Source organism: Rhodococcus sp. 05-2254-2 (assembly GCF_002259095.1).
Lineage (GTDB): Bacteria > Actinomycetota > Actinomycetes > Mycobacteriales > Mycobacteriaceae > Rhodococcoides.
The window spans coordinates 399,347-425,068 of sequence record NZ_NOZJ01000001.1 but is presented as its reverse complement, the minus strand read 5'-3'; the positions used below and the strand labels follow the sequence as shown (position 1 = coordinate 425,068).

32 protein-coding genes are annotated in these 25,722 nt (G+C 66.5%); 5 read left to right on the top strand and 27 right to left on the bottom strand.

The features are described 5' to 3' along the window. The first annotated feature begins 49 nt into the window (after positions 1-49). From CH283_RS02180 to CH283_RS02170, 3 genes are read left to right on the top strand one after another with little or no spacing between them, the layout of a single operon-like run. On the top strand, positions 50-1,393 hold the full coding sequence (locus CH283_RS02180) for a serine hydrolase (protein ID WP_094641079.1): 1,344 nt from the start codon (positions 50-52) through the stop codon (positions 1,391-1,393). 46 nt (positions 1,394-1,439) lie between these two features. After that, positions 1,440-1,646 carry an inositol 2-dehydrogenase gene (locus CH283_RS02175; protein WP_094641078.1) on the top strand — a complete coding sequence of 69 codons (207 nt, stop codon included), beginning with the start codon at positions 1,440-1,442 and terminating at the stop codon, positions 1,644-1,646. Positions 1,647-1,689: 43 nt separating this feature from the next. Further along, positions 1,690-3,657: an acyl-CoA dehydrogenase family protein gene (locus CH283_RS02170; protein WP_094641077.1), complete on the top strand. Its 1,968-nt coding sequence runs from the start codon at positions 1,690-1,692 to the stop codon at positions 3,655-3,657. Positions 3,658-3,688: 31 nt separating this feature from the next. Here the strand turns inward: CH283_RS02170 and CH283_RS02165 are convergent, their stop codons facing one another. The 17 genes from CH283_RS02165 to CH283_RS02090 form a co-directional block, all read right to left on the bottom strand. Continuing rightward, positions 3,689-4,486, bottom strand: a complete 798-nt coding sequence (locus CH283_RS02165; RefSeq protein ID WP_094641076.1) for a cyclase family protein — start codon at positions 4,484-4,486, stop codon at positions 3,689-3,691. Then, the gene (locus CH283_RS02160; protein ID WP_094641075.1) at positions 4,486-5,661 is read right to left on the bottom strand and encodes a PQQ-dependent sugar dehydrogenase; all 1,176 of its coding nucleotides are present in this window, start codon (positions 5,659-5,661) and stop codon (positions 4,486-4,488) included. The genes CH283_RS02165 and CH283_RS02160 overlap by 1 nt, the downstream gene beginning before the upstream one ends. A 111-nt stretch (positions 5,662-5,772) precedes the next feature. Then, complete coding sequence (locus tag CH283_RS02155; protein WP_255183049.1) at positions 5,773-6,984, bottom strand: PQQ-dependent sugar dehydrogenase; 1,212 nt, start codon at positions 6,982-6,984, stop codon at positions 5,773-5,775. Positions 6,985-7,071: 87 nt separating this feature from the next. Further along, positions 7,072-7,275 carry a heavy-metal-associated domain-containing protein gene (locus tag CH283_RS02150; RefSeq protein ID WP_068046431.1) on the bottom strand — a complete coding sequence of 68 codons (204 nt, stop codon included), beginning with the start codon at positions 7,273-7,275 and terminating at the stop codon, positions 7,072-7,074. A gap of 19 nt (positions 7,276-7,294) precedes the next feature. Beyond that, positions 7,295-7,576, bottom strand: a complete 282-nt coding sequence (locus CH283_RS02145; protein ID WP_032393890.1) for a metal-sensitive transcriptional regulator — start codon at positions 7,574-7,576, stop codon at positions 7,295-7,297. 16 nt (positions 7,577-7,592) lie between these two features. Further along, positions 7,593-7,844, bottom strand: coding sequence for a hypothetical protein (locus CH283_RS02140; protein WP_068046434.1), 252 nt, complete (start codon positions 7,842-7,844; stop codon positions 7,593-7,595). Continuing rightward, positions 7,841-8,329, bottom strand: coding sequence for a hypothetical protein (locus CH283_RS02135; RefSeq protein ID WP_094641472.1), 489 nt, complete (start codon positions 8,327-8,329; stop codon positions 7,841-7,843). Before CH283_RS02135 ends, CH283_RS02140 begins: the two co-directional genes overlap by 4 nt. Before the next feature lie 25 nt (positions 8,330-8,354). After that, on the bottom strand, positions 8,355-8,795 hold the full coding sequence (locus tag CH283_RS02130; RefSeq protein WP_082898607.1) for a hypothetical protein: 441 nt from the start codon (positions 8,793-8,795) through the stop codon (positions 8,355-8,357). Positions 8,796-8,864: 69 nt separating this feature from the next. Then, positions 8,865-9,038: a hypothetical protein gene (locus CH283_RS28170; protein ID WP_176460379.1), complete on the bottom strand. Its 174-nt coding sequence runs from the start codon at positions 9,036-9,038 to the stop codon at positions 8,865-8,867. A 96-nt stretch (positions 9,039-9,134) separates the two neighbouring features. Continuing rightward, positions 9,135-9,773: a hypothetical protein gene (locus tag CH283_RS02120; protein ID WP_094641073.1), complete on the bottom strand. Its 639-nt coding sequence runs from the start codon at positions 9,771-9,773 to the stop codon at positions 9,135-9,137. Further along, positions 9,770-10,744 carry a porphobilinogen synthase gene (gene hemB / locus CH283_RS02115; protein ID WP_094641072.1) on the bottom strand — a complete coding sequence of 325 codons (975 nt, stop codon included), beginning with the start codon at positions 10,742-10,744 and terminating at the stop codon, positions 9,770-9,772. Before hemB ends, CH283_RS02120 begins: the two co-directional genes overlap by 4 nt. Positions 10,745-10,790: 46 nt before the next feature. Beyond that, entirely contained in the window at positions 10,791-12,353 is a 1,563-nt protein-coding gene (locus tag CH283_RS02110) for a uroporphyrinogen-III synthase (RefSeq protein WP_068046447.1), read from the bottom strand. Then, a complete protein-coding gene (locus tag CH283_RS28165) occupies positions 12,350-12,520 on the bottom strand; it encodes a hypothetical protein (protein ID WP_156516050.1) in 171 nt (56 codons plus the stop codon). The genes CH283_RS02110 and CH283_RS28165 overlap by 4 nt, the downstream gene beginning before the upstream one ends. Beyond that, complete coding sequence (gene hemC, locus CH283_RS02105; RefSeq protein ID WP_094641071.1) at positions 12,513-13,490, bottom strand: hydroxymethylbilane synthase; 978 nt, start codon at positions 13,488-13,490, stop codon at positions 12,513-12,515. The genes CH283_RS28165 and hemC overlap by 8 nt, the downstream gene beginning before the upstream one ends. Further along, positions 13,487-14,899 carry a glutamyl-tRNA reductase gene (locus CH283_RS02100; protein ID WP_094641070.1) on the bottom strand — a complete coding sequence of 471 codons (1,413 nt, stop codon included), beginning with the start codon at positions 14,897-14,899 and terminating at the stop codon, positions 13,487-13,489. Before CH283_RS02100 ends, hemC begins: the two co-directional genes overlap by 4 nt. After that, positions 14,896-15,726, bottom strand: coding sequence for a redox-sensing transcriptional repressor Rex (locus CH283_RS02095; RefSeq protein ID WP_094641069.1), 831 nt, complete (start codon positions 15,724-15,726; stop codon positions 14,896-14,898). The genes CH283_RS02100 and CH283_RS02095 overlap by 4 nt, the downstream gene beginning before the upstream one ends. Before the next feature lie 157 nt (positions 15,727-15,883). Then, positions 15,884-16,165, bottom strand: a complete 282-nt coding sequence (locus CH283_RS02090) for a glutaredoxin family protein (RefSeq protein WP_094641068.1) — start codon at positions 16,163-16,165, stop codon at positions 15,884-15,886. A gap of 206 nt (positions 16,166-16,371) precedes the next feature. Here CH283_RS02090 and CH283_RS02085 point away from each other — a divergent pair, with 206 nt between their 5' ends. Continuing rightward, positions 16,372-17,307 (top strand): HAD family hydrolase, encoded by a 936-nt coding sequence (locus tag CH283_RS02085; protein ID WP_068046474.1) that lies wholly within the window; start codon positions 16,372-16,374, stop codon positions 17,305-17,307. A gap of 18 nt (positions 17,308-17,325) precedes the next feature. On the opposite strand, the gene CH283_RS02080 is transcribed toward CH283_RS02085, so the two are convergent. From CH283_RS02080 to CH283_RS02035, 10 genes are all read right to left on the bottom strand, one after another. After that, positions 17,326-17,814: a GNAT family N-acetyltransferase gene (locus CH283_RS02080; protein ID WP_094641470.1), complete on the bottom strand. Its 489-nt coding sequence runs from the start codon at positions 17,812-17,814 to the stop codon at positions 17,326-17,328. Positions 17,815-17,836: 22 nt separating this feature from the next. Then, complete coding sequence (locus CH283_RS02075) at positions 17,837-18,886, bottom strand: lysophospholipid acyltransferase family protein (RefSeq protein WP_094641066.1); 1,050 nt, start codon at positions 18,884-18,886, stop codon at positions 17,837-17,839. Continuing rightward, positions 18,883-20,010 carry an NAD-dependent epimerase/dehydratase family protein gene (locus CH283_RS02070; protein ID WP_255183048.1) on the bottom strand — a complete coding sequence of 376 codons (1,128 nt, stop codon included), beginning with the start codon at positions 20,008-20,010 and terminating at the stop codon, positions 18,883-18,885. Before CH283_RS02070 ends, CH283_RS02075 begins: the two co-directional genes overlap by 4 nt. A gap of 144 nt (positions 20,011-20,154) precedes the next feature. Further along, a complete protein-coding gene (locus CH283_RS02065) occupies positions 20,155-20,256 on the bottom strand; it encodes a 30S ribosomal protein bS22 (protein WP_003402602.1) in 102 nt (33 codons plus the stop codon). A 219-nt stretch (positions 20,257-20,475) separates the two neighbouring features. Continuing rightward, positions 20,476-20,712, bottom strand: coding sequence for a helix-turn-helix domain-containing protein (locus tag CH283_RS02060; RefSeq protein WP_008713658.1), 237 nt, complete (start codon positions 20,710-20,712; stop codon positions 20,476-20,478). 127 nt (positions 20,713-20,839) lie between these two features. Then, positions 20,840-21,655, bottom strand: a complete 816-nt coding sequence (proC, locus tag CH283_RS02055; RefSeq protein WP_068282380.1) for a pyrroline-5-carboxylate reductase — start codon at positions 21,653-21,655, stop codon at positions 20,840-20,842. An 18-nt stretch (positions 21,656-21,673) separates the two neighbouring features. After that, complete coding sequence (locus CH283_RS02050) at positions 21,674-22,531, bottom strand: thioesterase family protein (protein ID WP_094641064.1); 858 nt, start codon at positions 22,529-22,531, stop codon at positions 21,674-21,676. Positions 22,532-22,553: 22 nt separating this feature from the next. Continuing rightward, positions 22,554-23,396, bottom strand: coding sequence for a sugar phosphate isomerase/epimerase family protein (locus tag CH283_RS02045; RefSeq protein ID WP_094641063.1), 843 nt, complete (start codon positions 23,394-23,396; stop codon positions 22,554-22,556). A gap of 12 nt (positions 23,397-23,408) precedes the next feature. Beyond that, positions 23,409-24,587 carry a hypothetical protein gene (locus CH283_RS02040; RefSeq protein WP_094641062.1) on the bottom strand — a complete coding sequence of 393 codons (1,179 nt, stop codon included), beginning with the start codon at positions 24,585-24,587 and terminating at the stop codon, positions 23,409-23,411. After that, on the bottom strand, positions 24,584-24,898 hold the full coding sequence (locus tag CH283_RS02035; protein ID WP_373454855.1) for a Ppx/GppA phosphatase family protein: 315 nt from the start codon (positions 24,896-24,898) through the stop codon (positions 24,584-24,586). The genes CH283_RS02040 and CH283_RS02035 overlap by 4 nt, the downstream gene beginning before the upstream one ends. Positions 24,899-24,936: 38 nt before the next feature. On the opposite strand from CH283_RS02035, the gene CH283_RS02030 reads away from it, so the two are divergent. Beyond that, on the top strand, positions 24,937-25,689 hold the full coding sequence (locus CH283_RS02030; protein ID WP_176460433.1) for a hypothetical protein: 753 nt from the start codon (positions 24,937-24,939) through the stop codon (positions 25,687-25,689). Positions 25,690-25,722 lie beyond the last annotated feature (33 nt).

Genomic DNA, 25,722 nt, shown 5'->3' with positions numbered 1-25,722 from the left:
ACCGAGACTGGACGGGTGGCGAAATGTCCGAATCCATTAGCATCGCAGCATGACGACGCGCACCGTGACGAGACTCGTGGGAGTGGTCGTTGCCGCCACTCTGGCGCTCTCCGCCTGCGGGGGCACGTCCGCTGCGCCCGTGCCCACCACGACCGCTCCGGACTTCGCCGTCGACACCTCCACTCCCGTGGGCGCAGTCAACGAACGCATCCTGCGGTGGATCAACGCCGAGGACGCACCCGACCCCGCCGAGGTCGAGGCAGTCACCGGCCCCGAGCTGGCCGAGGCCGTCGCACCGCTGGGTGGGCTCGCCACCCCACTCGAACAGTTGCGGGCAGGCGCACCGAACGTGGCCACGAGCTTCGAGGCCGGTCCCAACTCCGGTGTCCTGCACTTCACCACCGCGGGCATCCCGGCCACGATCACGACGTCGATCGGCACCGACGGCAAGCTCGACGGCTTCCTGGCCCGGCCGGACACCCCCACGATCTCGTCGTTCGACGATCTCGACGCGGCACTGTCGAAGGTCGCCCCGAACTATTCCTACAGCGCGTCTCGACTCAACGGCGGCGACTGCGAATCGATCTACTCCGTCAACGCGGACTCGGTGCTTCCCCTCGGATCGGTGTTCAAGCTGTACGTTCTCGGCGCGCTCACCGACGAGATCGACGCAGGCAACATCCGCTGGGAAGACCAGCTCACCGTTCGTGATGCCACCAAGAGTGCGCCGTCGGGTGAACTGCAGAATCTGCCCGACGGCACGAAGGTGTCGGTTCGGGAGGCGGCCGAGAAGATGATCTCGTTGTCCGACAACACCGCAACCGACCTGCTGATGCAACGCCTCGGCCGCGACCGGGTCGAACGCCAACTCGGCGTCATGGGTCATCACGACCCGTCCGTCATGACGCCGATGATGGACACCCGGCAGTTCTTCGTCATCGGATTCGGCGATCCAGACATGCGGGAAGAGTGGTCCGGGGCCGACCCCGCCACCCGGGCAGAGCTGCTCGAACGGGCGGACGCGAGGCCGCTCGAAATCGACTTCGAGAACTTCCTCGACAATCCGGCGTCGGCGGACGGTGTCGAATGGTTCGCCAATGCGCAGGACGTCTGCGCTGCCATGGGGTATCTGGCCAACGGCCCGGGAGCGGAGGAGAACCGCCGCATTCTCGCGATCACCCCGGGCGTGCAGCTCGACGCGGCGCTGTGGCCGTACTCGGGCTTCAAGGGCGGCAGCGCTCCCGGTGATCTGGCCGGCGCATTCCTCGCCACGGACGCGGCCGGCCAGGACTGGATCGTGACCGAGCAGTTCCGGGCTGACGGCGCGATCGATCTGATTCCGTCCAGCTACGCGTTCCTCGTCGCGCAGCAGGCGTTCGCGTTGATGAAGTGAGTGGGATTTGTAACATCGGTGTTACCGCTGCATTACACTCGCGGTCGTGGAGGCACAACACGAACCAGCCCAGCACGCGTGGCCGGAGGGCTTCAAGGAGTTCCTGGTCGGCGAGTTCACCGACTTCAGTCCCCTGGTGAACCGGGCCATGGAGGACAACTGCGCGTCGTTGTTCCACGACGGTCCGTACGCGAAAAAGGGCTTCTGGCGCAGCTGCCGGGCCGTGTTGCGAGAATTCGTCTGGCCGGTCTGACTTTCCGGCCTTCACAGGCGGCCGCAAAAGGTTACCGTCGAGTATGGCAACCACAACGGATCACCTTCGGAACACTCTGGACGGCCGCTGGCGAGATGTGAAGAACCAGGCGCGTCAGCAACTTGCACGCGACGAGTTCCGTCCGCATTACACGCCGAACACCGTCATCGCCCGCACCAAGGCAATGGAACAGATGAAGTTGCTCGCCGCTGCCGGTGCAGCCGACAACGGCTTCAAGAAGGAGCACGGCGGCACCGGAGATGTCGGTGCCGCGGTGACGATGATCGAAATGCTCGCGATGAGCGATCTCTCCCTGATGGTCAAGGCCGGCGTCCAGTGGGGGCTGTTCGGCGGTGCCATCGAGAATCTCGGCACCGAACGCCACCACGAGGCCTACGTCCCCAAGATCATCAGTCTCGATCTGCTCGGCTGCTTCGCCATGACGGAGACCGGACACGGCAGCGACGTGCAGTCCCTCGAGACCACGGCCACGTACGACCCGAAGACGGACGAGTTCGTCATCAACTCGCCGACGCCGTCCTCGCGCAAGGACTACATCGGCGGTGCCGCCGAGACCGCGACCGTCGCCGCGGTGTTCGCTCAGCTCATCACTGCAGGCCCGGGCGAGGAGCCCGAGAGCCACGGTGTGCACTGCTTCTTCGTTCCGCTCCGCGACGAGAACGGTGACGACCTGCCCGGTGTCACCACCTCGGACTGTCAGTACAAGGGCGGTCTCCCCGGCGTCGACAACGGCCGCCTGATGTTCGATCACGTCCGCATCCCGCGAGACAACCTGCTCAACAAGTACGCCGATGTGTCCGACGACGGTACGTACTCCTCCCCCATCGAGAACAAGTCTCGACGGTTCTTCACGATGCTCGGTACGTTGATCCGCGGTCGCGTCACAGTCGGTGGCAGTGCCGCTGCTGCGGCCCGCGTCGCTCTCGACATCGCGACGCGATACGCGTTGCAGCGCAGGCAGTTCTCCGCACCCGATTCCGACCAAGAGGTCCTGATCATGGACTACCTGGTGCATCAGCGTCGACTGTTCCCGCTCATCGCCAAGTCCTACGCCCTGCAGTTCGCGCAGAACGAGCTCGTGTCGAAGATGCACGAGCTGCAGACCGCGGACAACCCCGACGCCGAGGAGCAGCGCGAGCTCGAGTCCAGGGCAGCAGGCCTCAAGGCCGCGAACACCTGGCATGCGACCGCCGCGATCCAGGAAGCCCGCGAAGCCTGTGGCGGCGCAGGCTATCTCGCCGAGAACCGGTTGATCTCACTCAAGGCCGACACCGATGTGTTCACCACGTTCGAGGGCGACAACCATGTGCTGACGCAGCTGGTGGCCAAGGAACTGCTCACCGCGTACGCCGACGACGTCAAGTCCATGAGCCCGGTCGAATGGGTCAAGTTCGCCGCCGACATGGTGGGCGACCGCGTCGTCAAACGCACTGCGGCTCAGGCGATCATGCAGACCATCCTCGACCGCCGTCAGGACAACGAGGAAGAGGGCTCGCTGTTCAACCGCGGCACCCAGGTCAAGATGTTCGAAGATCGTGAGGAGTACCTGCTCTCGACCGTCGCGCGCCGGTTGCAGTCCAAGTCCAAGGAGACCACTCCTTTCGAGGCGTTCAACGCGGTGCAGGATCACGTGCTGCATGCCGCGAGTGCGCACATCGATCGGATCATCTTCGAGGCGTTCATCGCCGGCATCGAATCCTGCGAGGACGCCACCACCAAGGAACTGCTCGACGAGGTCTGCGACCTGTACGCGCTGTCGGTCATCGAGGCGGACAAGGCCTGGTTCATCGAGCACCGCTACCTGTCGACCGAGCGATCCAAGGCCGTCACCCGTGCCATCAACGAGCGGTGCCGGACGCTGCGTCCGCACGCCGAACTGCTCGTCGACGGCTTCGGGGTTCCCGACGCGTTGGTCGGTGCCGCGATGCTCGGAGAGCCAGGGGCGGGAACCGAGGAAGAGCCGGCCGCGAACCCCAGCCACGCGCACTGACGCGTAGCCGGGGTTCAGCCGGAAACCCGGGTCAGCCGGGAACTATCGCGAAGACCCGGCAGGGACCGCCGGTCGCGCCCGCGTGCTTCGGTGCGCCGACAACGACCGTCGCCCCTGCCGGGGGCACCGCGTCCAGATTCGCCAGTGCCTCGACTCCGTATCGGCCTGCCCCGAGAACTGCTGTGTGAGCCGGGTATTCGCGGTCGTTCATGCGGTCGAGGCTGAGCGTGTCGACGCCGATCCCGACGACGTTGCGCTCGCGGACCAGCATCTGTGCCGCGTCTGCGCCGAAGCCGGGGGCAGCACGCTCGGCAAGCCTGTTCTGCCATCGGCTGTGCATCGCCACCAATGCGCGATCGGGTATTCGACCGTGCTCGCGCTCCCACTGCGCGATGTCCTCGGTCGTCACCACAGCTTCTGGATCCGATGCGGACCTGGCCGAGATGTCCAGTACGACGAGCGGGGCGATCAGATCTTCGAGGGGCAGGATGTCGGCCGTCGCGCCGCCGCGAACGCGGTGTGCCGGGGCGTCGATGTGCGTGCCCGTGTGCTCCCAGTACGAGAGCTTGTTCACCAGGAACCCGCCCAGCTCGTAGGCGGCGACCGGCCGCATCGAGAACGGTTCGCTCCCCGGCCACACCGGGAACGCCGGGCTCAGGGTGTGGGTCAGGTCCACGAGTCGGCCCGCTGGAATTGCCGACGCCACAACGGGTTCGGCGCGCACCGCTCCGGCCGTAGCAACGGTCAACGCGGCGGCCCCCAACGACCCGAACAGTGCCCTACGTCCGATTCTGCGGTTGACCGTCTCGACGACCTCGGGGCCGCACATCAGTCGGCAGCGGGGGTGACGAGCAGAACTTTGTCGTCCGATCCGTTGTCGGTGGTCAGCAGGAATGCGCCGGCGCCGCCGAAGCTGGTGAGTGAGCGCAGTCGTCCGTAGGTACCCACCAGGGCGTCGGCCTCGTCGACGAATTCTGTGCCGTCCTCGGACAGCTTGAGAAACACGAGCTTCTCTTCCTGCTGACTCGATATCACTGCGGCCCCGTTCCAGGAACCCCAACTCGCGCCGTCCGCGAAGGTCAGCCCGGGCGTGGCGATGGCGGGGCTACCCGAGCTCCACACCGCGGCGAGTGCTCCGGGCACGCGGGTGGGATCGGTCATCGGTACCGACTCGTCGTAGATGAACGGAAGTCGATCGGGGCGGTATCCGTAGTTGCCGCCGGGCACCAGCAGGTTCAGCTCGTCGTCTCGGGAGGTGCCCTGCTCCACCTCGTAGATCTGATCCGTGCCGGGACGAATCGCCAAGCCCTGCACGTTTCGATGCCCCAGAGTGAAGATGCGATCCGGTGATCCCGCGGCCGGAGAACCGTCGGCGTTGATATGTAGAACCTTGCCGCCCAACGAGTTCCGATCCTGCGGAACCGTCGGCGACGCCGTGTCTCCGGTGCCGACGTACAGGGTGCCGTCGGGGTGGGCCAGAATTCTGCAGCCGCCGTGGCGACCGCCGTCGGCGACGGGAATGTCGTCGACGAGGGTGCCGGTGCGCGTCAGTGCGGTCCACTCCGGATCGACGGTCCACGACAGGACGGCGATGTGGTTGTCGCTGCCGCCGCCGGCACTTCCTGTTCCGGCGCTACCGGTTCCGCCTGCGGAGCTCTGTACACCCTGGCAGGTGTAGATGGTTCTGGACGCGGCGAAATCCGTCGCGAGGGCGATGCCCATGAGGCCCGTCTCGCCGGACGCGTAGAGGTCGTCGAGATCGGCGGCGAGCTCGCGGATGGTCCCGTCGACGGCGCGGATCACGAACCGGCCGGAGCGCTCCCCGGTCAGCACCGTTCCGTCGGGCGCGACCACCGCGTCCCACGGCTTCGCGAGTCCGTCGATCACCGTGGTGACCGTCAGGCCGGGTAGCGGATCGGCCTGTGCCGTCGCGGTGGTCGTAGCCGCGAGCGTCAGGAAGACGCTGGCGGCGAGTACTCCGGAACTGGACACCAGCTTGTTCATCCACACTCCTGACGACGATCCGCGACCGGTCCGATATGACCGATATCACATGATTTTAAACACAGTCGAGGGGATGCTCGCCGACTCACGACGCAATTCGTTGCCCGTGGTTCAGCCGACCTCGGGCGTGACGAGCAGAACCTGATCGTCGGATCCGTTGTCGGTGGTGAGCAGGAAGCCGCCGTCGCTTCCGAAGGGGGTGAGCGAACGCAACCTGCCGTAGGTGCCGTCCAGTGCCTCCGCCTCGGCGACGTACTCGGTTCCGTCCTCCGACAAGGCCAGGAAGACGAGCTTCTGCCCCTGCTGACTCGAGATCACCGCGGCACCGTTCCAGGAGCCCCACTGCTCACCGTCGGTGAACGTGACGTCGGGGGTGGCGATGGTCGGATCACCCGAACTCCACACTGCAGGCAGGGCACCGGGAACCCGATCGGGATCGGTCATGGGGACCGATTCGTCGTAGACCGACGGGCGTCGATCGGGGCTGTAGCCGTAGTTTCCGCCCGGCACCAACAGGTTCAGCTCGTCGTCCCGGCTCGTCCCCTGCTCGACCTCGAAGATCTGATCGGTGCCGGGACGGATCGCCAGTCCCTGCACATTGCGGTGACCGAGAGTGAAGATGCGATCCGGCGCGTCGGCTGCGGCGGTGCCATCGGCGTTGACGTGTAACACCTTGCCGCCCAGCGAGTTCCGATCCTGAGGAAAAGTCGGGTTCGCGTTGTCGCCGGTGCCGATGTACAGAGTGCCGTCGGGGTGGGCCAAGATTCGGCAGCCTCCGTGCCGCCCGCCGTCGGCGACCGGAATGTCGTCGACGACAGTGCCGGTTCTCGTCAGGGCAGTCCACTGCGGATCGACGGTCCACGACACGACGGCAATGCTGTTCTCGCCGCTACCCTCGCGCCCCTGGCAGGTGAACACGGTTCGAGAGGACTCGAAATCCACCGCCAGTGCGATACCCATGAGCCCGGTCTCACCGGCGGCGTAGAGATCACCGAGGTCCGCGTTCAGTTCACGCTGGACTCCTGCGGAGTCGCGGATGACGAACCGACCGGAGCGCTCTCCGGTCAGCACCGTGCCATCGGGAGCAACCACCACGTCCCAAGGCTTGTCGAGGCCGTCGAGCACGGTGGTGACCGACAGGTTCGGCAGCGGCCCGGCAGGCGCGGCCGGGGAGGGAGCAGAGTCGGAATCGGAGCCCTGCGAGGTCGCGGACGACTCGGTTGGCTCTGCACTACTGCCCTGTTCGGCGGTGTCCGTCGAGCAGGCCGCTACCAGGGCCACACTCATGGCGATGACCGCTGCGCCGGTGACCGGTTTCTTCACGAGCTCTCCTGACGATGTTCGGTAAGTCCCATTTCTCCGGTATCACCGTTTTCGCGATTTCCGAACCACCGACGGATCGCAGTCGAGTCAGGACACCAGTCGATACCCGGCTTCGACGACCGCTGCGTCCACCGTCGCGTCATCGAGCGCCGAATCGCTGCTCACCACGACTGCCCCGGAATCCACATCGACGTCGACGCCGGTGACTCCTGCGATCTCCGATACTTCTTCTCTCACCGACGCGGCGCAATGCCCGCACGTCATGCCCTCGACCGAATACGTCGTCTGCATCTGAATTTCCCCTCTTCCGTCAGGAACGAACCAGGCGCGCGATGGCCTCCGAGGCCTCTTTCACTTTCGCGTCCGCCTCGGGTCCGCCGTGTTTCGCGGCCTCCACGACGCATCCTGCGAGGTGGGCGTCGAGCAGCTTCAACGAGACCGACTGCAGCGCCTTGGTCACCGCAGACACCTGGGTGAGGACATCGATGCAATAGCGGTCGTCTGCGACCATTCGCGAAATGCCGGCCACTTGGCCCTCGATTCGGCGCAATCGCTTCAGCAGATCGTCCTGCTCGGCGCTGTAGCTGCTCATAACGCCCACCATACCCCTACCCGGTATGGGGTGCACGTCCCGAGAGGACCCGACGGACGCCGTCGACCATCAACAGTGCGGCCACCGTGACGACCAGAGCGGCCAGCGCGATCCAGGACCCCGAGTAGAACGTCCCCGAATATGCCGGGGACACGTCGGCAACCGCGGGAAACTCGGTGGTGCGCACGCCCGCATTCCAGCACGCCACAGCTCCGATCACCGCGAGCAGAGCCAGCCCCAGCTCCGCCCACCCGAGGGACTTCCTCACAGGTACTCCCGCTTCGCCGTTTCCAGAGCTGCACGCAGCCCGTCGTCGTCCTTCGCCCAGGCCTGCACCAGCCCACCGCCCACCAGCCGCAGCCCGATGCCGTGACGCTTGCGCGGCACACCCGACAGCTCCCCGAGTACCCGCGCGGTCTCCCACTTCTTCGGCTCGTAGTCACCGTCGGCGTACTCCGCCGGCGGCAGGATGTCGTCGATCTCGTCCAGATCGACGGTCTCGGTTCCCTGCCTGAGGCGACGCGTGGTGAGCTCGACGCTCACGTGCATCCGCGCGGCGCGCAGCTGGACGTACGTGAGACCGACGAGGATCAGCGAGAACAGCGCGAGTGCGAACCAGTGGATCACCGGGCCGGATGCGAGTTCGACTGCGAGTACCACGAGGCAGAACACCGGCCCCCACGCCAGCATGCGCCACCGACCACCGGGCTCGTGGAAGAGCACGGGATCTTCGATGGGAGTCTCGCTGTTCATGTCACTGTTCATCTCGCTGTTCATCTCACTGCTCACGGACGAACCACTCCCGCGCCGACGGCCGGTAGACCAGAACGGCTGCGACCACCAGCGCAACGGTGATCACCAGCAGCACGAACGGAAACACCAGCGCGGCGAACGTCAGCAGCAGCGCCACGGCTCCCGACAGTGCCACCAGGGCGCGTCGGAACCTGCGGTCTCCGGCGCGGACGGGGCCCGACATCAGACCGACGGCCAAGCCGACCACTCCGAAGATGACCCCGAGTCCGCGGAACACCGTCAGGAAGGAGTCGATCTGCTCGTCCGTCGCACCGCCGGTGGTGAACGACGCACGGATCTGGTCGGCGGGGAGCGTCAGGGCGATCATGCATACGACGATCAGCAGCACTGCCGAGGCCAACCACAGCCAGTAGGCGGCGGAAACAACTCGGGGCCGGGCGATCGGTGCGTCGGTGTCTGCGCTCACGCCAGACATCCTGCCACCGTCGGCGAGCTGTGAGTCCGGCCGGCAGAGATTCTCGCCGACGCGACGCGCTCAGCCTGCAGAGATTCCCAGCGCCATGATTGCGATGGCGGCCGAGACGGCGAGCAGCAGCCCCAACAGGGCCCAGCCGGGGCGACCGCTCTCGGCGGGACAGGGCTCGCGATCGGCAGCCGGTACTGCGGTCGGCTGCGTCATGCTCGCTGCTGCAGGGATGTTTTCTGCCATGTCGGGTCCGATCACTCGAGAAGATATCGAGAGTGATGCTAGTCACACAGCGGGGTGGGAGCCGCGAACACGCCCGAAACTATCGAGTTCTGAAAACTACCGCTGTCCCGAAGCGGCGACGAAGTATTCGTTGGATTCCCGACGGTGCATCAGGTAGATCGCCCCGGCGGCCAGCACTCCCTGGCCGATACCGAGCACACTCATCACGATGTTCATCGCGCCCGCGCTCGACGCGATGGAGAACAGTTCCAGGATCGTGGTGAACACGGTGAACGATCCGATGACGGTGAGCAGCATGCGCGCCCACATCTTGCCCGCTCGCATTCGCTTCACCCAGAACAGGAACAAGGCCCCGAATCCCAGTACGACGAACACCGTGACGACGAGCATCACCGTCACCATCGACTGCGTGGACTCCACCGTCATGTCGGCGGCCGCGTCCTGCGCTGCGAGGTCGTCGAGCAAGGACTGCGCAAATTCCTCGCGCGCCCCGAACAGCGTCCACACCGAGAACAGTGCCGAGAGCGCTCCGATCAGCGCCACTCCCCACCACAGGTGGCGAGCGGTCTCGACGTCGACGGGGGCCGGACGCGGGGTCGGCTCCAGCTCCGGTCCTGGCTGCGGGAACCCGTGCTCCATCTCCCAGCGCTGCCAATCCGGCTGCGGCGGTGGGTTACCCGGGGTGTTGCTGTCGGGGTTGCCGTCCGGGTTGTTGTTCGGAGGATATTCGTTCACAACCAGCCCGCCACTTCGGTAGCCCAATAGGTAAGTACGACATCGGCACCGGCGCGCCGGATGCCGACGAGCGATTCCAGTACCGCTGCGTCGCGGTCGATCCAGCCGTTCTGAGCGGCGGCGGTGATCATGGCATATTCCCCGGAGATCTGGTACGCCGCAACCGGAACCGGTGACATCTCGGCAACGTCGCGAAGAATATCGAGATACGACATGGCCGGCTTGACCATCACCATGTCGGCACCCTCGGCGAGATCGAGCTCTACTTCGTGGGTGGCCTCACGACGGTTGGCCGCGTCCTGCTGGTACGTGCGGCGATCGCCCTGCAGCGACGAGCCGACGGCTTCGCGGAACGGCCCGTAGAACGCCGAGGCGTACTTCGCCGAGTACGCCAGCTGACCGACCTCGACGTGTCCGGCTGCGTCGAGTCCGGCGCGGATGGCACCGACCTGCCCGTCCATCATTCCGCTGGGTCCGAGCAGGTGCGCACCGGACTCCGCCTGCGCGACGGCCATGTCGACGTACCGCAGCAGGGTGGCGTCGTTGTCGATCGAACCGTTCTCCCCCAGGACTCCGCAGTGCCCGTGGGAGGTGAACTCGTCCAGGCAGGTATCGGCCATGATGACGGTCGAATCCCCGAGGTCGGCCTTCAGCCGCGCCAGACCCCGATTGAGAATCCCGTCCGGGTCGGTTGCACCCGAGCCGGTCTCGTCCTTGTCCTCGGGCCTCGGCACCCCGAACAGCATGACGCCACCGACGCCGGCCGCGACGGCCTCTTCGGCTGCAGCGCTCAGCGAATCCAGCGTGTGCTGATAGACCCCGGGCATCGAGCTGATCGCCCGAGGCTCACTGATGCCGTCGGCCACGAACATCGGCAGCACCAGATGCCGTGGCTCGAGCGAGGTCTCGGCCACGAGTCGACGCAGTGCCGGGGTACGGCGCAGGCGTCGGGGACGGTCGGTGGGGAACAAGCGAACTCCTTACGGACCGGGTGCTATTCGGCTCTTCTGGTGGGACCTAGCGCCGACGTGACTTCTTTCGCGGCGGGGGCAACGCACCCTCGGCGCGCAGGCGAGCCGCGTGCTCGGCGAGTGCCTCGACCAACGGTCCGACCTGAGCCGACTCGGGCTGCACGTCCACGCGCAGACCGAATTCGACGGCCGTCTCGGCGGTCTTGGGTCCGATGCACGCAACGAGCGTGCGGGCGTGTGGCTTTCCGGCGATGCCGACCAGGTTCCGGACGGTGGAACTCGACGTGAAGCACACTGCGTCGAAGCCGCCGGTCTTGATCATCTCGCGGGTCTCGGCGGGGGGCGGTGCTGCCCGGACGGTGCGGTACGCGGTGACGTCGTCGATCTCCCAGCCCCGTTCGCGCAGGCCCTCGGCGAGAGTCTCGGTGGCGATGTCGGCGCGGGGCAACAGAACTCGGTTGACCGGGTCGAAGACCTCGTCGTACGGCGGGAAGTCCTCGAGCAGTCCGAGCGAGCTCTGCTCACCGGAGGGCACCAGTTCGGGGTTGATGCCGAACGAGCGCACCTTCGCCGCGGTTGCCTCACCGACACAGGCGATCTTGACGCCGGAGAACGCGCGAGCGTCCAGACCGAACTCCTCGAACTTCTCCCACACGGCGCGCACGGCGTTGGTGGAGGTGAAGACGACCCACTGGTAGCGGCCGTCGACCAGGCCCTTGACGGAGCGTTCCATCTGGGCCGGGCTGCGCGGGGGCTCGACGGCGATGGTCGGGACCTCGATGGGGATGGCTCCGTGGGTGACGAGTCGGTCGCTCATCTCCCCGGCCTGATCCTTGGTACGCGGAACCAGTACGGTCCAGCCGTAGAGTGCGCGAGATTCCCACCAGGACATCTTGTTTCGGCCGGAGACGACCTTGCCCACGGTGACGACGAGCGATCCGACGAGCTCGGATCCGGCGTCGTTGAGGGTGGCGAGGGTGGCCTCGACGGTGCGCTGCTGACGGGTGGTGCCGCGGACGGTGATGGCCGCGGGCGTCTGCGGCGCGAGGCCGTGTTCGACGAGGGCACTGGCGGTTTCGGCCAGGTGACCCGACGTGGCGTGCAGCACGAGCGGGCCAGGAGCAGCTGCGAGTGCTGCCCAGTCGACCTCGCCGCGGACGTCGGCCTCGGTGTGACCCGAGCCGAGTGCCATGCCTGCGTAGCTGGGGACGGCCGATCCCGACGGCAGGCCGGGGAGCACCTCGAACGGCACGTGCGTGCGAGCGACGGCGCTGACCTCGGCGATCACCGAGTCGGTGGTGAGCGGATCACCGGAGACCAGGCGAACCACGTCGTGGCCGTTCTTGGCCTCGGCGAGAAGGGTTTTGGCGACCTCGGCCGGTTCGCCGAGTGCCGGACGAACCTCGACACCGTTCTCACCCGTCTCCGGGTCACGCGGAACGTCGGCACCGACGAGGGCGGTGACACCCTTGTCGACGTCGGGGTCGGTGAACGCGAGCTCGGCCGCTCCGAGCACTTCCCGTGCCCGGACCGTGAGCAGAGCCGGGTCACCCGGCCCGGATCCCACGAACAGGATCCGTCCGTTGGTGTTCTTGCGGACTGGGCTCATCGGTTGTTCTCCAGTGCTGTCTTGTGTGGGTACTGCAGTTCTATCGGGGTTGCGGTGCCCCGTTTCGGAATCAGTCGAGCGGTGGCGATCGACTCTCTTCGCACCACCGGACGAGTCGCCTTGCGTTTGGCGCGTCCGCGGACGGGTGCCGTTATGGCCCTAGACATGAGATCCACCCTGTACCTGAGAACCGGCCTGTGCTGGTTCGGTGACTGAAACGAGTTCGCGCGCACCGAGATCGAGCAGTTCGCGGGCCAGTTCTCGGCCCAGCGCCTCGGCTCGGTCGGGTGATCCGACGATCGACGCGCGGATGGTGTCGCTGCCGTCGATGGCGGCGACGCAGCCCCGCAACGACAGTTCGTCGAAGATGCGGCCGTCCTCGTCGATGGATTCGACTACCTCTGCGATCGCGCCGACCGGAGCGGTGCAGCCGGCTTCGAGTTCGGCGAGCAGTCCGCGTTCGGCCGCCACCGCGGCGCGTGAGTGTGCGTCGTCGAGGGTGGCGATCGCGGTCACGAGATCGGTGTCCTCGACGCGACATTCGACTGCCAACGCGCCCTGGGCGGGTGCCGGGAGCAACTGCACCGGGTCGAGCGCTTCGGTGACGACATCCAACCTGCCGATACGGGACAGGCCGGCGCGGGCGACGATGACGGCGTCGAGCTCACCCGACGCGACCTTGCCGATCCTGGTGTCGAGGTTGCCGCGCAACGGCAGAACGTTCAATCCCTGTCCGAGAGCACGCAGTTGAGCGATCCGGCGTGGCGCGGACGTGCCGACCTTCGCGTCGGCGGGCAGTTCACCGAGTACCAGTCCGTCCCGGGCGACCAGGGCGTCGCGCGGGTCCTCGCGAGCGGGAATGGCGGCGATGGTGAACCGGTCGTCGGCCGCAGTCGGTAGATCCTTGTACGAGTGCACGGCGATGTCGACAGTGCCGTCGGCCAGCGCCTCACGCAGCGCCGCGGTGAAGACACCGACGCCGATCGTCTGTACGGGCGCAGCAGAGAGGTCGCCCGCGGTCTTGACGATCACCAGTTCCGCCTCGACTCCGGCTGCCGCGAGGGCCACCCGAACGGTGTCGGCCTGGGTGGTCGCGAGAAGGCTTCCGCGAGTGCCGATCTTGACGATGCCGGTCATTCGGCACGCTCCTGACCGGTGGCATCGCTGGGGTAGGAGTCCGAGCGCAGATCGGTACGGCTGGCGGTGAAATCGTCGACCAGCTCCAGCGAGCCGATCTCCATCGGCATGGCAACCGCGTCGACCGAGCCGGGGCTCAGCTCGAACAACTCACGCAGCGCAGCGGCGTAGGAATCCCCGCCCGGCGTGCTGGCGAGTTGCTTGACCCGCACGGTGGGCGAATGCAGCAGCTTGTCGACGACGCGGCGCACGGTGCGGGCCACCTCGTCGCGCTGCGGCGAGTCGAGTCCGGGCAGCCGCGATTCCAGCCGCAGCAGCTCTCCCTCGACCACCTCGGCGGCACGCTGACGCAGTGCCGTGACAGTGGGGGTGACCTCGGCAAGTCGTTGTCCGGCAAGGTATCCCGAGAGTTCGCTCGAGACGATCTCGCGAGCCGCGGACGCGTCGTTCGCCGCGGCACCGGCAGCAGGATCACGCTGCAGGGACTCCATGTCGAAGACGGTGATGCCCGGCAGACCCGACACCGCGGCGTCGACGTCGCGCGGCAGACCGAGGTCGCAGATCACCAACGGTCGATCGGAGCCGCGGCGGGCGAGAGCGAGGTGGGCGTCGGCGATGGAGACCACGGCCCCCACCGCTCCGGTACAGGTGAGGAGGATGTCGGCCTCGGCGACTGCGTCGGCCAGGTTCTCGAGCGCGACCGAGGTTGCCGTGATGCCGTTGGACACGGCGTTCTCGGCGAGGTGGTCGGCTCGCTCGCGGGTGCGGTTGACGACTGTCAGCTGGCCGATGCCCGCGCGCCCGAGGTGAGCGACGGCGAGCCCGCCCATCGCTCCGGCTCCGAGGACGACGGCCTTGCGGCCGGCGAGGGAACCGCCGAACAGGTTCGCGGCGCGGTCGAGGGCGACCGAGACCACCGAGGCTCCGGCGGCGTCGATTCCGGTTTCGCTGTGTACTCGCTTGCCCACGCGCAGGGCCTGCTGAGCCAGTTCGTGCATCACCCGGCCCGATGCCTGCTGCCCGTCCGAGGCGGCGTACGCCGAGCGGATCTGGCCGAGGATCTGCTGCTCGCCGATGACCATCGAGTCGAGGCCACTGGCCACGGCGAAGAGGTGCTCGACGGCGGCCTCGCTGTAGCGGACGTAGGCGTGCTTGGTGAGGTCCGCGACCTCGAGACCGGAGTGCTCACCGAGAACTTCGCCGACGGCGGTCAGCGCGCCGTGGAACGCGTCCACGACGGCGTAGATCTCGACGCGATTGCACGTGGATACCACCATGACCTCGGAAATGCTTCCGCTGGCCATCAACTTGTCGGTCAGTTTCGGGCGATCGGTGTCCGTGATGGCGACACGCTCGAGGACTGCGACGGGAGCGCTACGGTGCGAAATCCCGACGAGAAGGACACTCACGGTGCAATCACCGATCCGTTTCTTGTCGAACTGTTGACTGGGCTTGGGTTGCCGGCGATGCGCGGGCCGTGACTGCGGCCGAGACGTGCCGTGGACGTGAGCGGGGGCGGCGAGACCGGCTGCGGTCGGGGCGCGGTGACGATGGCCGGACCGGCGATATCGGCAGGTCCGGAGACGTTGCGGGAGCTGTTGAAGGAGAGCACCTGCATCTCCACGGCCAGGTCGACGCGTCGCACCTCGACGTGCTCGGGGACGTCGAGAACCATGGGTGAGAAGCTCAGGATGCATTCGACGCCACCGGAGACGAGCTTCTCGGCGACGCTGCGCACGGCCTCGTCGGGGGTGGCGATGACGCCGATGGTCGCTTCGAGTTCGCGGCAGGCGACGACGAGTTCGTCGACGTGCCGGACGGTGAGTCCGTCGACGTCGGTGCCCACTCGCGCCGGGTCGCTGTCGAAGAGGCCGACCATCGTGAAGCCGCGTCGAGCGAATCCGCCGTAGCCGGCCAGCGCCTGCCCGAGGTTGCCGACTCCGGCGAGGACGACGCGGTGGCCGCGGTCGAGTCCGAGTGCGCTGTCGATCTTGGCGCGCAGGCGGGCCACGTCGTAGCCGACCCCGCGGACGCCGTTGGGGCCGAGGAAGGAGAGGTCCTTGCGCAGTTTCGCCGATCCGACGCCTGCTGCGGTGGCCAGTTCTTCACTGGAGACGATCAGAACGCCCTCGTCTGCGAGGATCGAGAGGACCCGCAGGTACGTCGCCAGACGGGTGACCGTAGCCTGAGGGATGACCCGCTCTACGCCGCTGGGCGACGGGCGCTCTTCGGTCACGTCTGGGGCTCCTCGTCCGAACGGCAACGACGGCCGATCTTCACGCTGATCCTGCGTTCGTGTCTATTTCACGGACGCTGTTCACACCACGGTAACTGCTTGTGAACGAATGAACAAAGTTGCGCACACCGGCCCTCACCTGCACACGCGAGAGCAATCACGCGTTCTTAGGGTGCCCTGCCCGGGTCAGATCGGCCCGCAACCGCGGCACGTCTACCTCCCAGTAACTGTGTTCGATGCCGTCGAGCAGCACCACGGGCACGCGATCCCCGTACTCCGCACGCAGGTCAGGCGATTCCGCTGCCGCCTCGTCGACGTCGACGACGGTCACTGCCACGTCGAATTCGCGGCACACCTCGTTCAGGACCTCGAGCGCGTGAGTGCAGGAATGGCAGCCTGCACGGGTGAGAAGAGCCACGCCGGTGGGGGTCGTCTGCATGCCTCCACTGTGACACGGCCGTAACGGAGACGAAGGTCACAGTCCCCGGTCTCACGTGGGGCCGACCGACAGGGGTCGAGTGCTGCCCTTCGCCTGTCGTCCGGACAACCCCGACTAGGCTTGCGGCGAGCGACTCGACTGGGAGGTGGACAGAAGTGAGTGACGGGGGAACAGACCTGCCGATCGAGAACACGCCCGATATCGACATGGTCGATACGAACGATCCGCGCGAGGACAAGCAGTTCAAGCGCCGCATCCGCAGAATCCGCAATCCGTTCGGTCCGAGCGATGCCGAGGTTCGCGCCAACGTTGCAGGCCAGGCCAGTGCCGATGCCGCGCTGGCGTTGCAGATCGAGTCCGAGGGGGCCGTTCCCCGGGATCTGACTGCTGCGGCCTTCTTCGACGTGGACAACACGATGGTGCAGGGCGCGTCGATCATTCACTTCGCTCGCGGGTTGGCCGCCCGGAAATACTTCACCAGCGGCGATCTGGCCCAATTCGCTTGGCAGCAGGTCAAATTCAGGGTCAGCGGCAAGGAGAACAGCGAGGATGTGGCCAGCGGACGGGAGAAGGCGCTCTCGTTCATCACCGGCCGTCCCACCTCGGAGCTGACCAGGCTCGGCGAGGAGATCTACGACGAGATGATCGCCGACAAGATCTGGGCCGGCACCCGGGCTCTGGCGCAGATGCACCTCGACGCCGGTCAGCAGGTCTGGCTGGTGACGGCCACTCCCCTCGAACTGGCCCAGATCATCGCCAAGCGTCTCGGCCTGACCGGCGCGCTCGGAACCGTCGCCGAAAGCAAGGACGGAGTGTTCACCGGCCGTCTCGTCGGCGACATCCTGCACGGCATCGGCAAGGCGCACGCGGTGCGCTCGCTGGCGGTGCGTGAGGGTCTCAATCTCAAGCGCTGCACCGCGTATTCGGACAGCCACAACGACGTGCCGATGCTCTCGCTGGTCGGCACCGCCGTGGCGATCAACCCCGATACCGATCTGCGTGAGCTGGCCAAGAACCGGGGTTGGGAGATCCGCGACTACCGCACCGGACGCAAGGCCGCCAAGATCGGTGTGCCCACGGCGTTGGCGTTGGGCGCGGTGGGCGGCGGGCTGGCTGCGGTGATCGGCCGACGCAAGGCCTGATCGTCCGACCGCGGGTGATCAGAGAGTGAGCTGCATCAGCGTCAGGTCCAACCACCGACCGAACTTGACGCCCACCTGCGGCATCTGTCCGACGGTGGCGAACCCGAACTTCTCGTGCAGAGCGATCGACGTGGTGTTCTCGGACTCGATGAACCCCACCAACACGTGAATGTCGCTCGCTTTCGCTCGCTCGATCAACTCGCTCAGTAGCGCACTGGCCAGCCCGCGACGGTAGAAATCTCGATGGATGTACACCGAGTGTTCCACCGAGTGTCGGTAGCCGCTCTTGACCCGCCACTGCCCGTACGACGCGTACCCGGCCACCCGGCCGTCGACCTCCGCGGTGAGTACCGGGTATCCCGCGGCGATCCTGCCCTCGAACCAGGCTGTGCGATCGGCGAGATCGACCTGTTCTTCGTCCCAGATGGCGGTGGTGTTGGCGACCGCATCGTTGTGGATGTCGAGAATCTCGGGTAGATCGGCAGCGGAAGTGTCGCGAATATGCACTGCCACACGATAACCCGAGCGTCTAACCCAGGAAGACGTTGCGCCTCTTGGCAAGCAGTCGATAGAGCGTGTGCTGAATGGTTTCGCGCACGTGGTCGGTCAACTCGAACAGCACCATCGGATCCTCGAATGCGGTGGAGTCGTACCCGTCGGTGGGGATCGGCTTGCCGAATTCGATGTACCACTTGGACGGCAACGGGATCAGACCCAGCGGGCCGAGGTGCGGGAAGAACGGCGTCACCGGAAAGTAGGGGACGCCCATCAACCGGGCCAATGGTGCGATGTCGCCGATCTTGGGGTAGATCTCTTCCGAGCCGACGATGGAGCACGGGATGATCGGCACACCCGTCCGCAGAGCAGCCGAGACGAATCCGCCGCGACCGAATCGCTGCAACTTGTAGCGCTCGCTGAACGGTTTGCCGATGCCCTTGAACCCTTCCGGGAACACGGCGGCGACCTCGCCGGTACGCAGCAGTCGTTCGGCGTCGGGGTTGCACGCGAGCGTGTGCCCGGCCTTGCGCGCGATCGTGCCGACGCCGGGCATCTCGAATGCCATGTCGGCGGCCAACATTCGCAGAGGGCGGTGCGCCGGGTGGTGATCGCGTACGGCGACCGACGCCATCAGCGCATCGACGGGCACGACGCCCGCATGGTTGGCGACGACGAGCGCGCCGCCGTCGGACGGAATGTTCTCGATGCCCTTGACCTCGACGCGGAACCACTTGTCGAACAACGGCCGCAGCAACGGAAGCCAGACCGCGTCGGCGAAGTGCGGGTCGTAACCGAACTCGTCGACACTGTAGTCACCGGCCAGCCGCCTGCGAACGAACTCGGCGACCGAGGAGATCTGGTCGACGATCGTGGACTTGGTGTCGTCGATCATCGACAGCAACGGAGTGGGGAGTGAGTGCGTCACTGCCGACGCGTCGGCAGGAGCTGGGGCCGACAACGGCGTCGGCTCGCGAGGATCGGCGTAGGCGGAGGGGTGCCGTTCACGCGAGCCCGCAGCCGCTCGCGCCGAGCGGCCGGACGTGCCGCCGTGCAACGGAATCACTTTGGCCACTTCGCTCACCTGTCCCCTCCCGAACTACGCACCGCTCCCGAACTACGCAGTGCCGCCAGTGCCCGCGCCGTGGACGCGCCTGTCTCTACGGCCGAGACCAGTCGATCTTCGACGCTGTCCACCCATTCGGTTCTGATGACAGGCCGCAGCGCTGCGCCTCGGACGAAGTCGTCGAATGCCTGAACCGTAGTCCACCGCGGCTCGAAGCCAAGGACGGACCGCATGCGGGTGGTGTCCAGTCCGCAGCCGAAGTGGAAGTAGTCGAGTTGCTCGGTGGTGAACTCGCGCATCATGCCGCCCATCAGTGCGCGGCCGACGCTCTTGAACAGCGGAAACGGCACCGGCACCTGAACGCGGCCGGCTCGGCGAATCGCCTGGGACAGCATGATCGTGCCGTCGGCTCCGATGTTGAACGTGCCCGCCGACCCACCGAGAGTCGCGCGCTCGAGCGCAGCCAGAGCGTCTTCCTCGTGCAGCAACTGCATGCGTGCGTCGCGACCGACGATGCTGGGAATCAGCGGCGAGGTCATGTAGCGCGAGATGGTGCCGTTCAGTCGTGGACCGATCAGCGGCGCCATGCGCAGGATCGACACCGCGATGTCCGGCCGTCGACGCCCGAGACCGCGAACGTATCCCTCGATGTCGATCGAGTCCCGCGCGTACCCACCGCTCGGGGGGCGTCGAGCACTCATCTCCTCGGTGAATTTCACCGGGTCCTTCGCGCTGCAGCCGTACACCGAGGACGACGAACGCAGTACCACCCTCTCGACGGTCGGTGACTTCTGGCAGACCGCGAACAGCTGCATCGCGCCGATGACGTTGAGGTCTTTCATCGTGGCGCGGCCGCCGGATTTCGGGGGTTTGGCGACGGTGGCGGCGTGCACGACGGTGTCGACGCCGGCATTGCGAATCACTTTGCCGATCAACGGATTACGAATGTCGGCGCGGACGAATTCCGCGCGTCCCATGCGGCGCAACAGATCCTTGCTCGGCGAGACCGCATCGACGGCGATGACGCGCTCGATGTTCGGATTCTGGGCCAGTCTGGTGACGAGGTAGCCGCCGAGGAATCGGCTCGCTCCGGTCACGAGGACCACTCGGGGCGCAGACGATCCACGATCGCTCGGACTCACTGCGCACCCCCAACGTCGGTTCCGCTGCAAAGCCTACTGGATCGACCGGGCTCGGCGCGGGTGAGAAGCAAAGCCCGTTCTTCGAACGGAAGAAGCCCGCCACCGATGGTGACGGGCTTCCCCATGAAGCAGATGACGGCAGGCTTATTTGCCGAGTTTCCTGCGCTGCACGCGGGTACGACGAAGCAACTTGCGGTGCTTCTTCTTCGACATGCGCTTGCGACGCTTCTTGATCACTGAACCCATGCGGGTGTCCTCACGTTCTTCTCTAGCGTTTTCGCGCACGCCGTTTGCGTACGCCTACCTGACAACCAAGCCCTGAGGGCTTCGAGCCAAAAGCCTTGGTCACCGAGCTGGCGCTGGGGCCACGTACTCGCCCACGGCTGCACACCGGCTGGCTGGCACGACGAGCGCCAACCCTACCGGTGTGAACCAGGACTTACGAAACCGGCCCCACGTGCACTACTAGCCTGCGTCGAAGTACGAGGTCTCGAGATAGTCGTGGACCGCCTTGGCGTGCACACGAAAAGACCGACCCACTCGTACAGCGGGCAATTCTCCGCCGTGCACCAGCCGGTACACGGTCATTTTCGAAACCCTCATCAGCGTCGCCACTTCGGCGACCGTGAGGAACTGCGTTCCGGCCAGGGCCGGTTGACCGTCCGGGGACGAACCCTTGGACGGCTTGTTTATAGACGCCATCAATCCACATACCTCCGGCACGTCTCATGCGGCAGGCTTCCCCTCCTGCCGAACAGACACGCACGTGCTGTCCCCGAGCCTATAGGGACAGATGGGGTTACTGCGACGGGAGTGGGGAAAAGATTTTTTATTCTGCTGTGATGCCCATCTCAATGGATCGGGCATTTGCGGCACCGAGGGCATCGAAAAACGCTGCTCGGACGCCCTTTCTCTCCAATTCACGCACTGCTGCGGCGGTCGTTCCGCCCGGAGAAGTCACCGCATATCGAAGCTCGCTCGCGCTCTCGTCGGAGCGATCGAGCATCGCCCCGGACCCCACCATCGTCTGAACCACGAGCGCCGACGCCACGTCGCGGCTCAATCCCAGGCCCACTCCGGCGTCGATCATGGCCTCGGCCACGAGGAAGAAATAGGCCGGACCGGAGCCGGACACGGCCGTCACGGCGTCGAGCTGGTTCTCCTTGACCACGACCACCTTGCCGACGGCCGAGAGGATCGAGCGCACGAGTTCGAGGTGCTCCGCGCGGGCGTACTTGCCCGGTGCCAACACGCTGACGCCCTCCCCCACCAGCATCGGGGTGTTGGGCATGACCCGAACGACCGGGAAGCCGGCGGGGAGCTTGGGCTCGAACTTGGCGGTAGGGACTCCTGCGGCCAGCGAGACGATGAGTTGTTCGCGATCGCCGTCGAGTTCGATCTTCGTGATCTCGGTCAGTGCCGCTTCGACGTCGGCCGGCTTGACCGCCAGCACGATCACATCGGCTCCCTCGGATGCGTCGCCGACGGTGGTGGTCAGTACTCCGAATTCCTTGGCGATCTCCTTGGCGCGGGCCTCGGACTTCTCGGCGACCACCAGATCGCGCACTGCGTGGCCGGACTCGAGGAGTCCCGCAATCAACGCCTCACCGATCCGTCCGCCGCCGATCACTGCAATTCTCGTCATACGACCAAGCCTGCCATGTCAGTTCGAGCGCGGCACCATCGCCAACTGTCTGCTCTGCACCACGACGGCACCGGTCGAATCCAGCACCACGTGGTCCTCCTCGAACCAGGTGCTGCCGATGACGGTGCTGGTCGCCGCCACCCGCAGCCACCCCGGTGCCGGACGGCGTCGCAGGTAGGTCGTCAACTGCACGGTCGGAGCCCAACCGAACATTCCGCGGTTCATGGTCACCGGAGCCGAGATGTCTCCGGTCATCAGTGCGAACAGCACTGCGGTGTCGAGGTCGGCCTCGTCGCCCGCGAAGGGACGCACCCACAGTCGAATCTCCGCCTCGCCCTGCTGGCCGGTCAGGAACGACGCCGACGACGCGTCGATCCGCATCTCGCAGCCCTTGGCGACGTGCACGATCGACGCCATCGGATGATCGCCCGCCACCGCGAGGGTCTCCGCCGGCGGTTCGGCTGCCATCGACGCCAGCGACGTCGGCGTCTCGTGGTGGGGTTCCTCGGAATCGGGACGACCGAGGGTCACCACCGCCCGCACGGCAACGCGTCCGGCCTGGGTGAGTTCGACGTCGACGTGCGAGACCTGACGGCCGCGCTTGCGTACCACCGTCGTCAGCGCGACCTCGCCGGGATCGGGAGCGGCCAGGTAGCTGACGCTCACCGCGAGCGGCTGGATCTCGGCCTGCTCCGGGTCGGTCGTGACGATGTGCTTGCGCGCTGCTGCCGCGCAAACGGCGAGCATCACACCGCCGTGCACCTTCGGACCGATGGTCCAGGTGGAGTCGATCGCGCCCGCGAACGACGCGGTGTCGGCGGCGACCTCGAGCGCGGTCAGGGTGGTGGCGGCGGTGAAGGGGCTGGCGGAACTCATTTCCGACAACTTACCGGCGGCCTCAGGACAGGTGTGCGCGGGCGAACTGCAGTGCTTGCCCGAGCATCGAGGAACGCTCGGGGACCGTGCGCGCGTTCTGTGTGTTGATCTCGATCACTGCCTGTCCCTCGAAGCCGCGGCGCACCAGTTCGGTGCACACCTCCACGCACGGTTGACTGCCGTGGCCGGGGATGAGGTGCTCGTCCACCGATGCGCCCCGGCCGTCGGCCAGATGCAGGTGCGCGATGCCCTCGCCCATCCGGTCGAGCATCTCGAGCGCGTCCGAGCCCGCGGTGGCCGTGTGCGAGAGGTCGAGGGTGTAGTGCCCGTGGCCGACGTCGGTCGGGTCGTAGGACGGCGAGAACGCCGACAGTGCGGCCCCCGGACCACCGCGTCGTTCGAGTCGCTGTGCGGATTTCTCCTTGCGCCCGAAGAAGCGATCGGCGCGCATGGGGAACATGTTCTCCACGGCGACCACCACGTGCGAGTTCGATTCGAGTTCGGCGACCTGATCGGCAAAGCCGTCGCTGTACTTGCGTTGCCACCGGAACGGTGGGTGCACCACGACCGTCGCCGAGTCCAGCTTCTCGGCCGCCTCGACCGAGCGGGCGAGTTTGGCAACCGGATCGGATCCCCACACTCGCTGCGAGATCAGCAGACACGGCGCATGGATGGCCTGCACCGGCATCGAGTACTCCCGCGAGAGCGCGGCCACCGCGTCGACGTCCTGGCTGACGGACTCGGCCCACACCATCAGCTCGATGCCGTCGTACCCGAGCTCTGCCGCATACCGGAACGCCGCCTCGGTGTTCTGCGGGTAGACCGACGCCGTGGACAGTCCTACCTGAATTCGCTTCGCGCCCATCGGTGTGCCGACTCAGCCGGTACTGAGCTGGAAGGCGAGCGGACCGAGCGTGACGAATACACCGACGGCGATCGCGATGACGATCGAGATCAGATCGTCGGTGCGTCGCAGAATCCTCACCACCGCGACGAGTCCGACGATGACCAGCACCGACAGCACCAGAGCGACCCACGGCAACACGTCCCACAGTTGCTCGAAGCCCTTGAACAGCAGCGCGCCGACGGCGATCGACACCACTGCCTGACCGATCAGCACCAGCCATTGCCGGACGGCACCGCCCTTGCCCTTGACCGCCGCTGCCCGGCGGTCGGTGCGCGAGGCGGCAGTCGCGCTGTCGGCCTCCGCGTCCGACGCGGTTTCGGTGTCGGCCTCGACGTCGGTCGCGGTCTTCGGTTCGTCGTCGATCTCCGGCTTCACGAGATCGACGGTCTCGGTGGCGGCGGCCGCCTGGACCTCCGTCGGCTCGTCGATCGAGATGTCCTTGTCGGCAGACCCGGCTTCTTTGTCGTCGGTGCGTCGGATGCGCGGGGACACCGCGGTCTTGGCCACGTCGTCGACGTCGACGAGCGCTGCTCGCGGAGCGACGTCGGTGTTCGGCTCGACCACCTCGACCTGCCGCGAGGCTCGGAATCCCACAGGCTTGCGGGCCCGGCCCTGCTCGGCCGGGGTGGATCCGTACGGAAGCCGATCCGACGCAGGCACCGTGGACACAGCCGGGCGCTTGGACCGTTCGGTGTCGTCGTGCGAGCGGTTGAGCAGGTCACCGGCAACCGTGGTGGAGCCGGACAGCAGTTCCGGCTCGGGCTGCTGCTTCTCGCGCTTGCCTGCCGGTTGGAACGGGGTGGGGCGAGTGGTCTGCGGCCGGGCCGGTTGCGGCCGGGAGGAGCCGGCGGCGGGTGCGTCGTCCTCGGGCGCATCGCTGCTCTGCGGCGCGGCCGGGGCGACGTCGGGGGTCTCGGGCGTCTCGGGCCCGGACGCGTCGGGAGCCGGGGTTTCGACCACCACGGCGCTGCGGTTGCCGGGCTCGTCGCGAACGACGGGGATCTCACCGGTCAGCTCGGCGACGGAGATGCCGCCCTTGACGCCGCGGCGACGGCGACCGCCTGCGCTCAGGTTCGTCTTCTGACCGTTTCGAGCCAGCAGCTCGGCAACCGAGATCTGTCCGGTGTCCTCCGGGTTGGTGTCGCTCATCTCGAGCTCACCACCGGATCGCCGTCGGTTTCGGGGTCCAGCTTCCTCAACATCAAACCTTCCTTCAGCGCCCACGGGCATATCTCGGGTGACTTCGTTGTCGATGCCCGCATGCTCGCCTCCGCTACCAGAGCCCCGGCCACCAGTGGTGGCGACCTGTCGGCGCTGACACCTTCCAATTCTGCACGGTCGGCCACGACGATCCGCGTTACGAACGCTACGAGTCGCCTCGAGCCGCGTCCGTACCGGCGTCGAGCACCCCTATTCGCACATGCCCACGGTACTGGGTCTACCGTCGTCGTTTGTGACAGCAGGTCGTGAGCAGCAGTCGTTCGCTGCAGAGGTCGAGATGGATTTCCCGCGAGAATGGGTCGAGTTTCCCGACCCCGACAATTCGGAACATCTCATCGCTGCGGATCTGACGTGGTTGTTGTCCAACTGGACCTGCGTGTTCGGGACTCCGGCATGTCAGGGAACCGTCGCGGGCCGACCCGACGACGGTTGCTGCTCCCACGGCGCGTTCCTGTCCGACGAGGACGACAAGCGCAAGCTCGACGAGTCCGTGAAGTTGCTCACTCCGCAGGATTGGCAGCTCATGGACAAGGGTCTCGGCAAGAAGGGGTACGTCGAATACGACGATCTCGACGACGAGCAGTCGCTGCGGACGCGGCGCTACAAGGGTGCCTGCATCTTCCAGAACCGTCCCGGGTTCGAGGGCGGAATCGGGTGCGCGCTGCATTCGATGGCGCTGCGCAAGGGCATCGAGCCGCTCGAGGTCAAGCCCGATGTGTGCTGGCAGTTGCCGATCAGGCGCACCCAGGACTGGGTGACGCGGCCGGACGGCTCCGAGATTCTCAAGACCACCATCGGTGAGTACGACCGACGCGGCTGGGGCGAAGGCGGTCTCGATCTGGACTGGTACTGCTCGGGCTCGCCCGATGCGCACGTCGGATCGAAGCAGGTGTTCGAGTCCTACAAGCCGGAATTGACCGAGCTGCTCGGCAAGGCGGCGTACGACGAACTGGCATCGCTGTGCAAGCGCCGCCGCGGTCTTGGTCTGATCGCGGTGCATCCGGCCACCCGTGAGGCGCAGCGTCGATAGAGCGGCTGCGCCGCACGTGAGCGAAACCTCGTA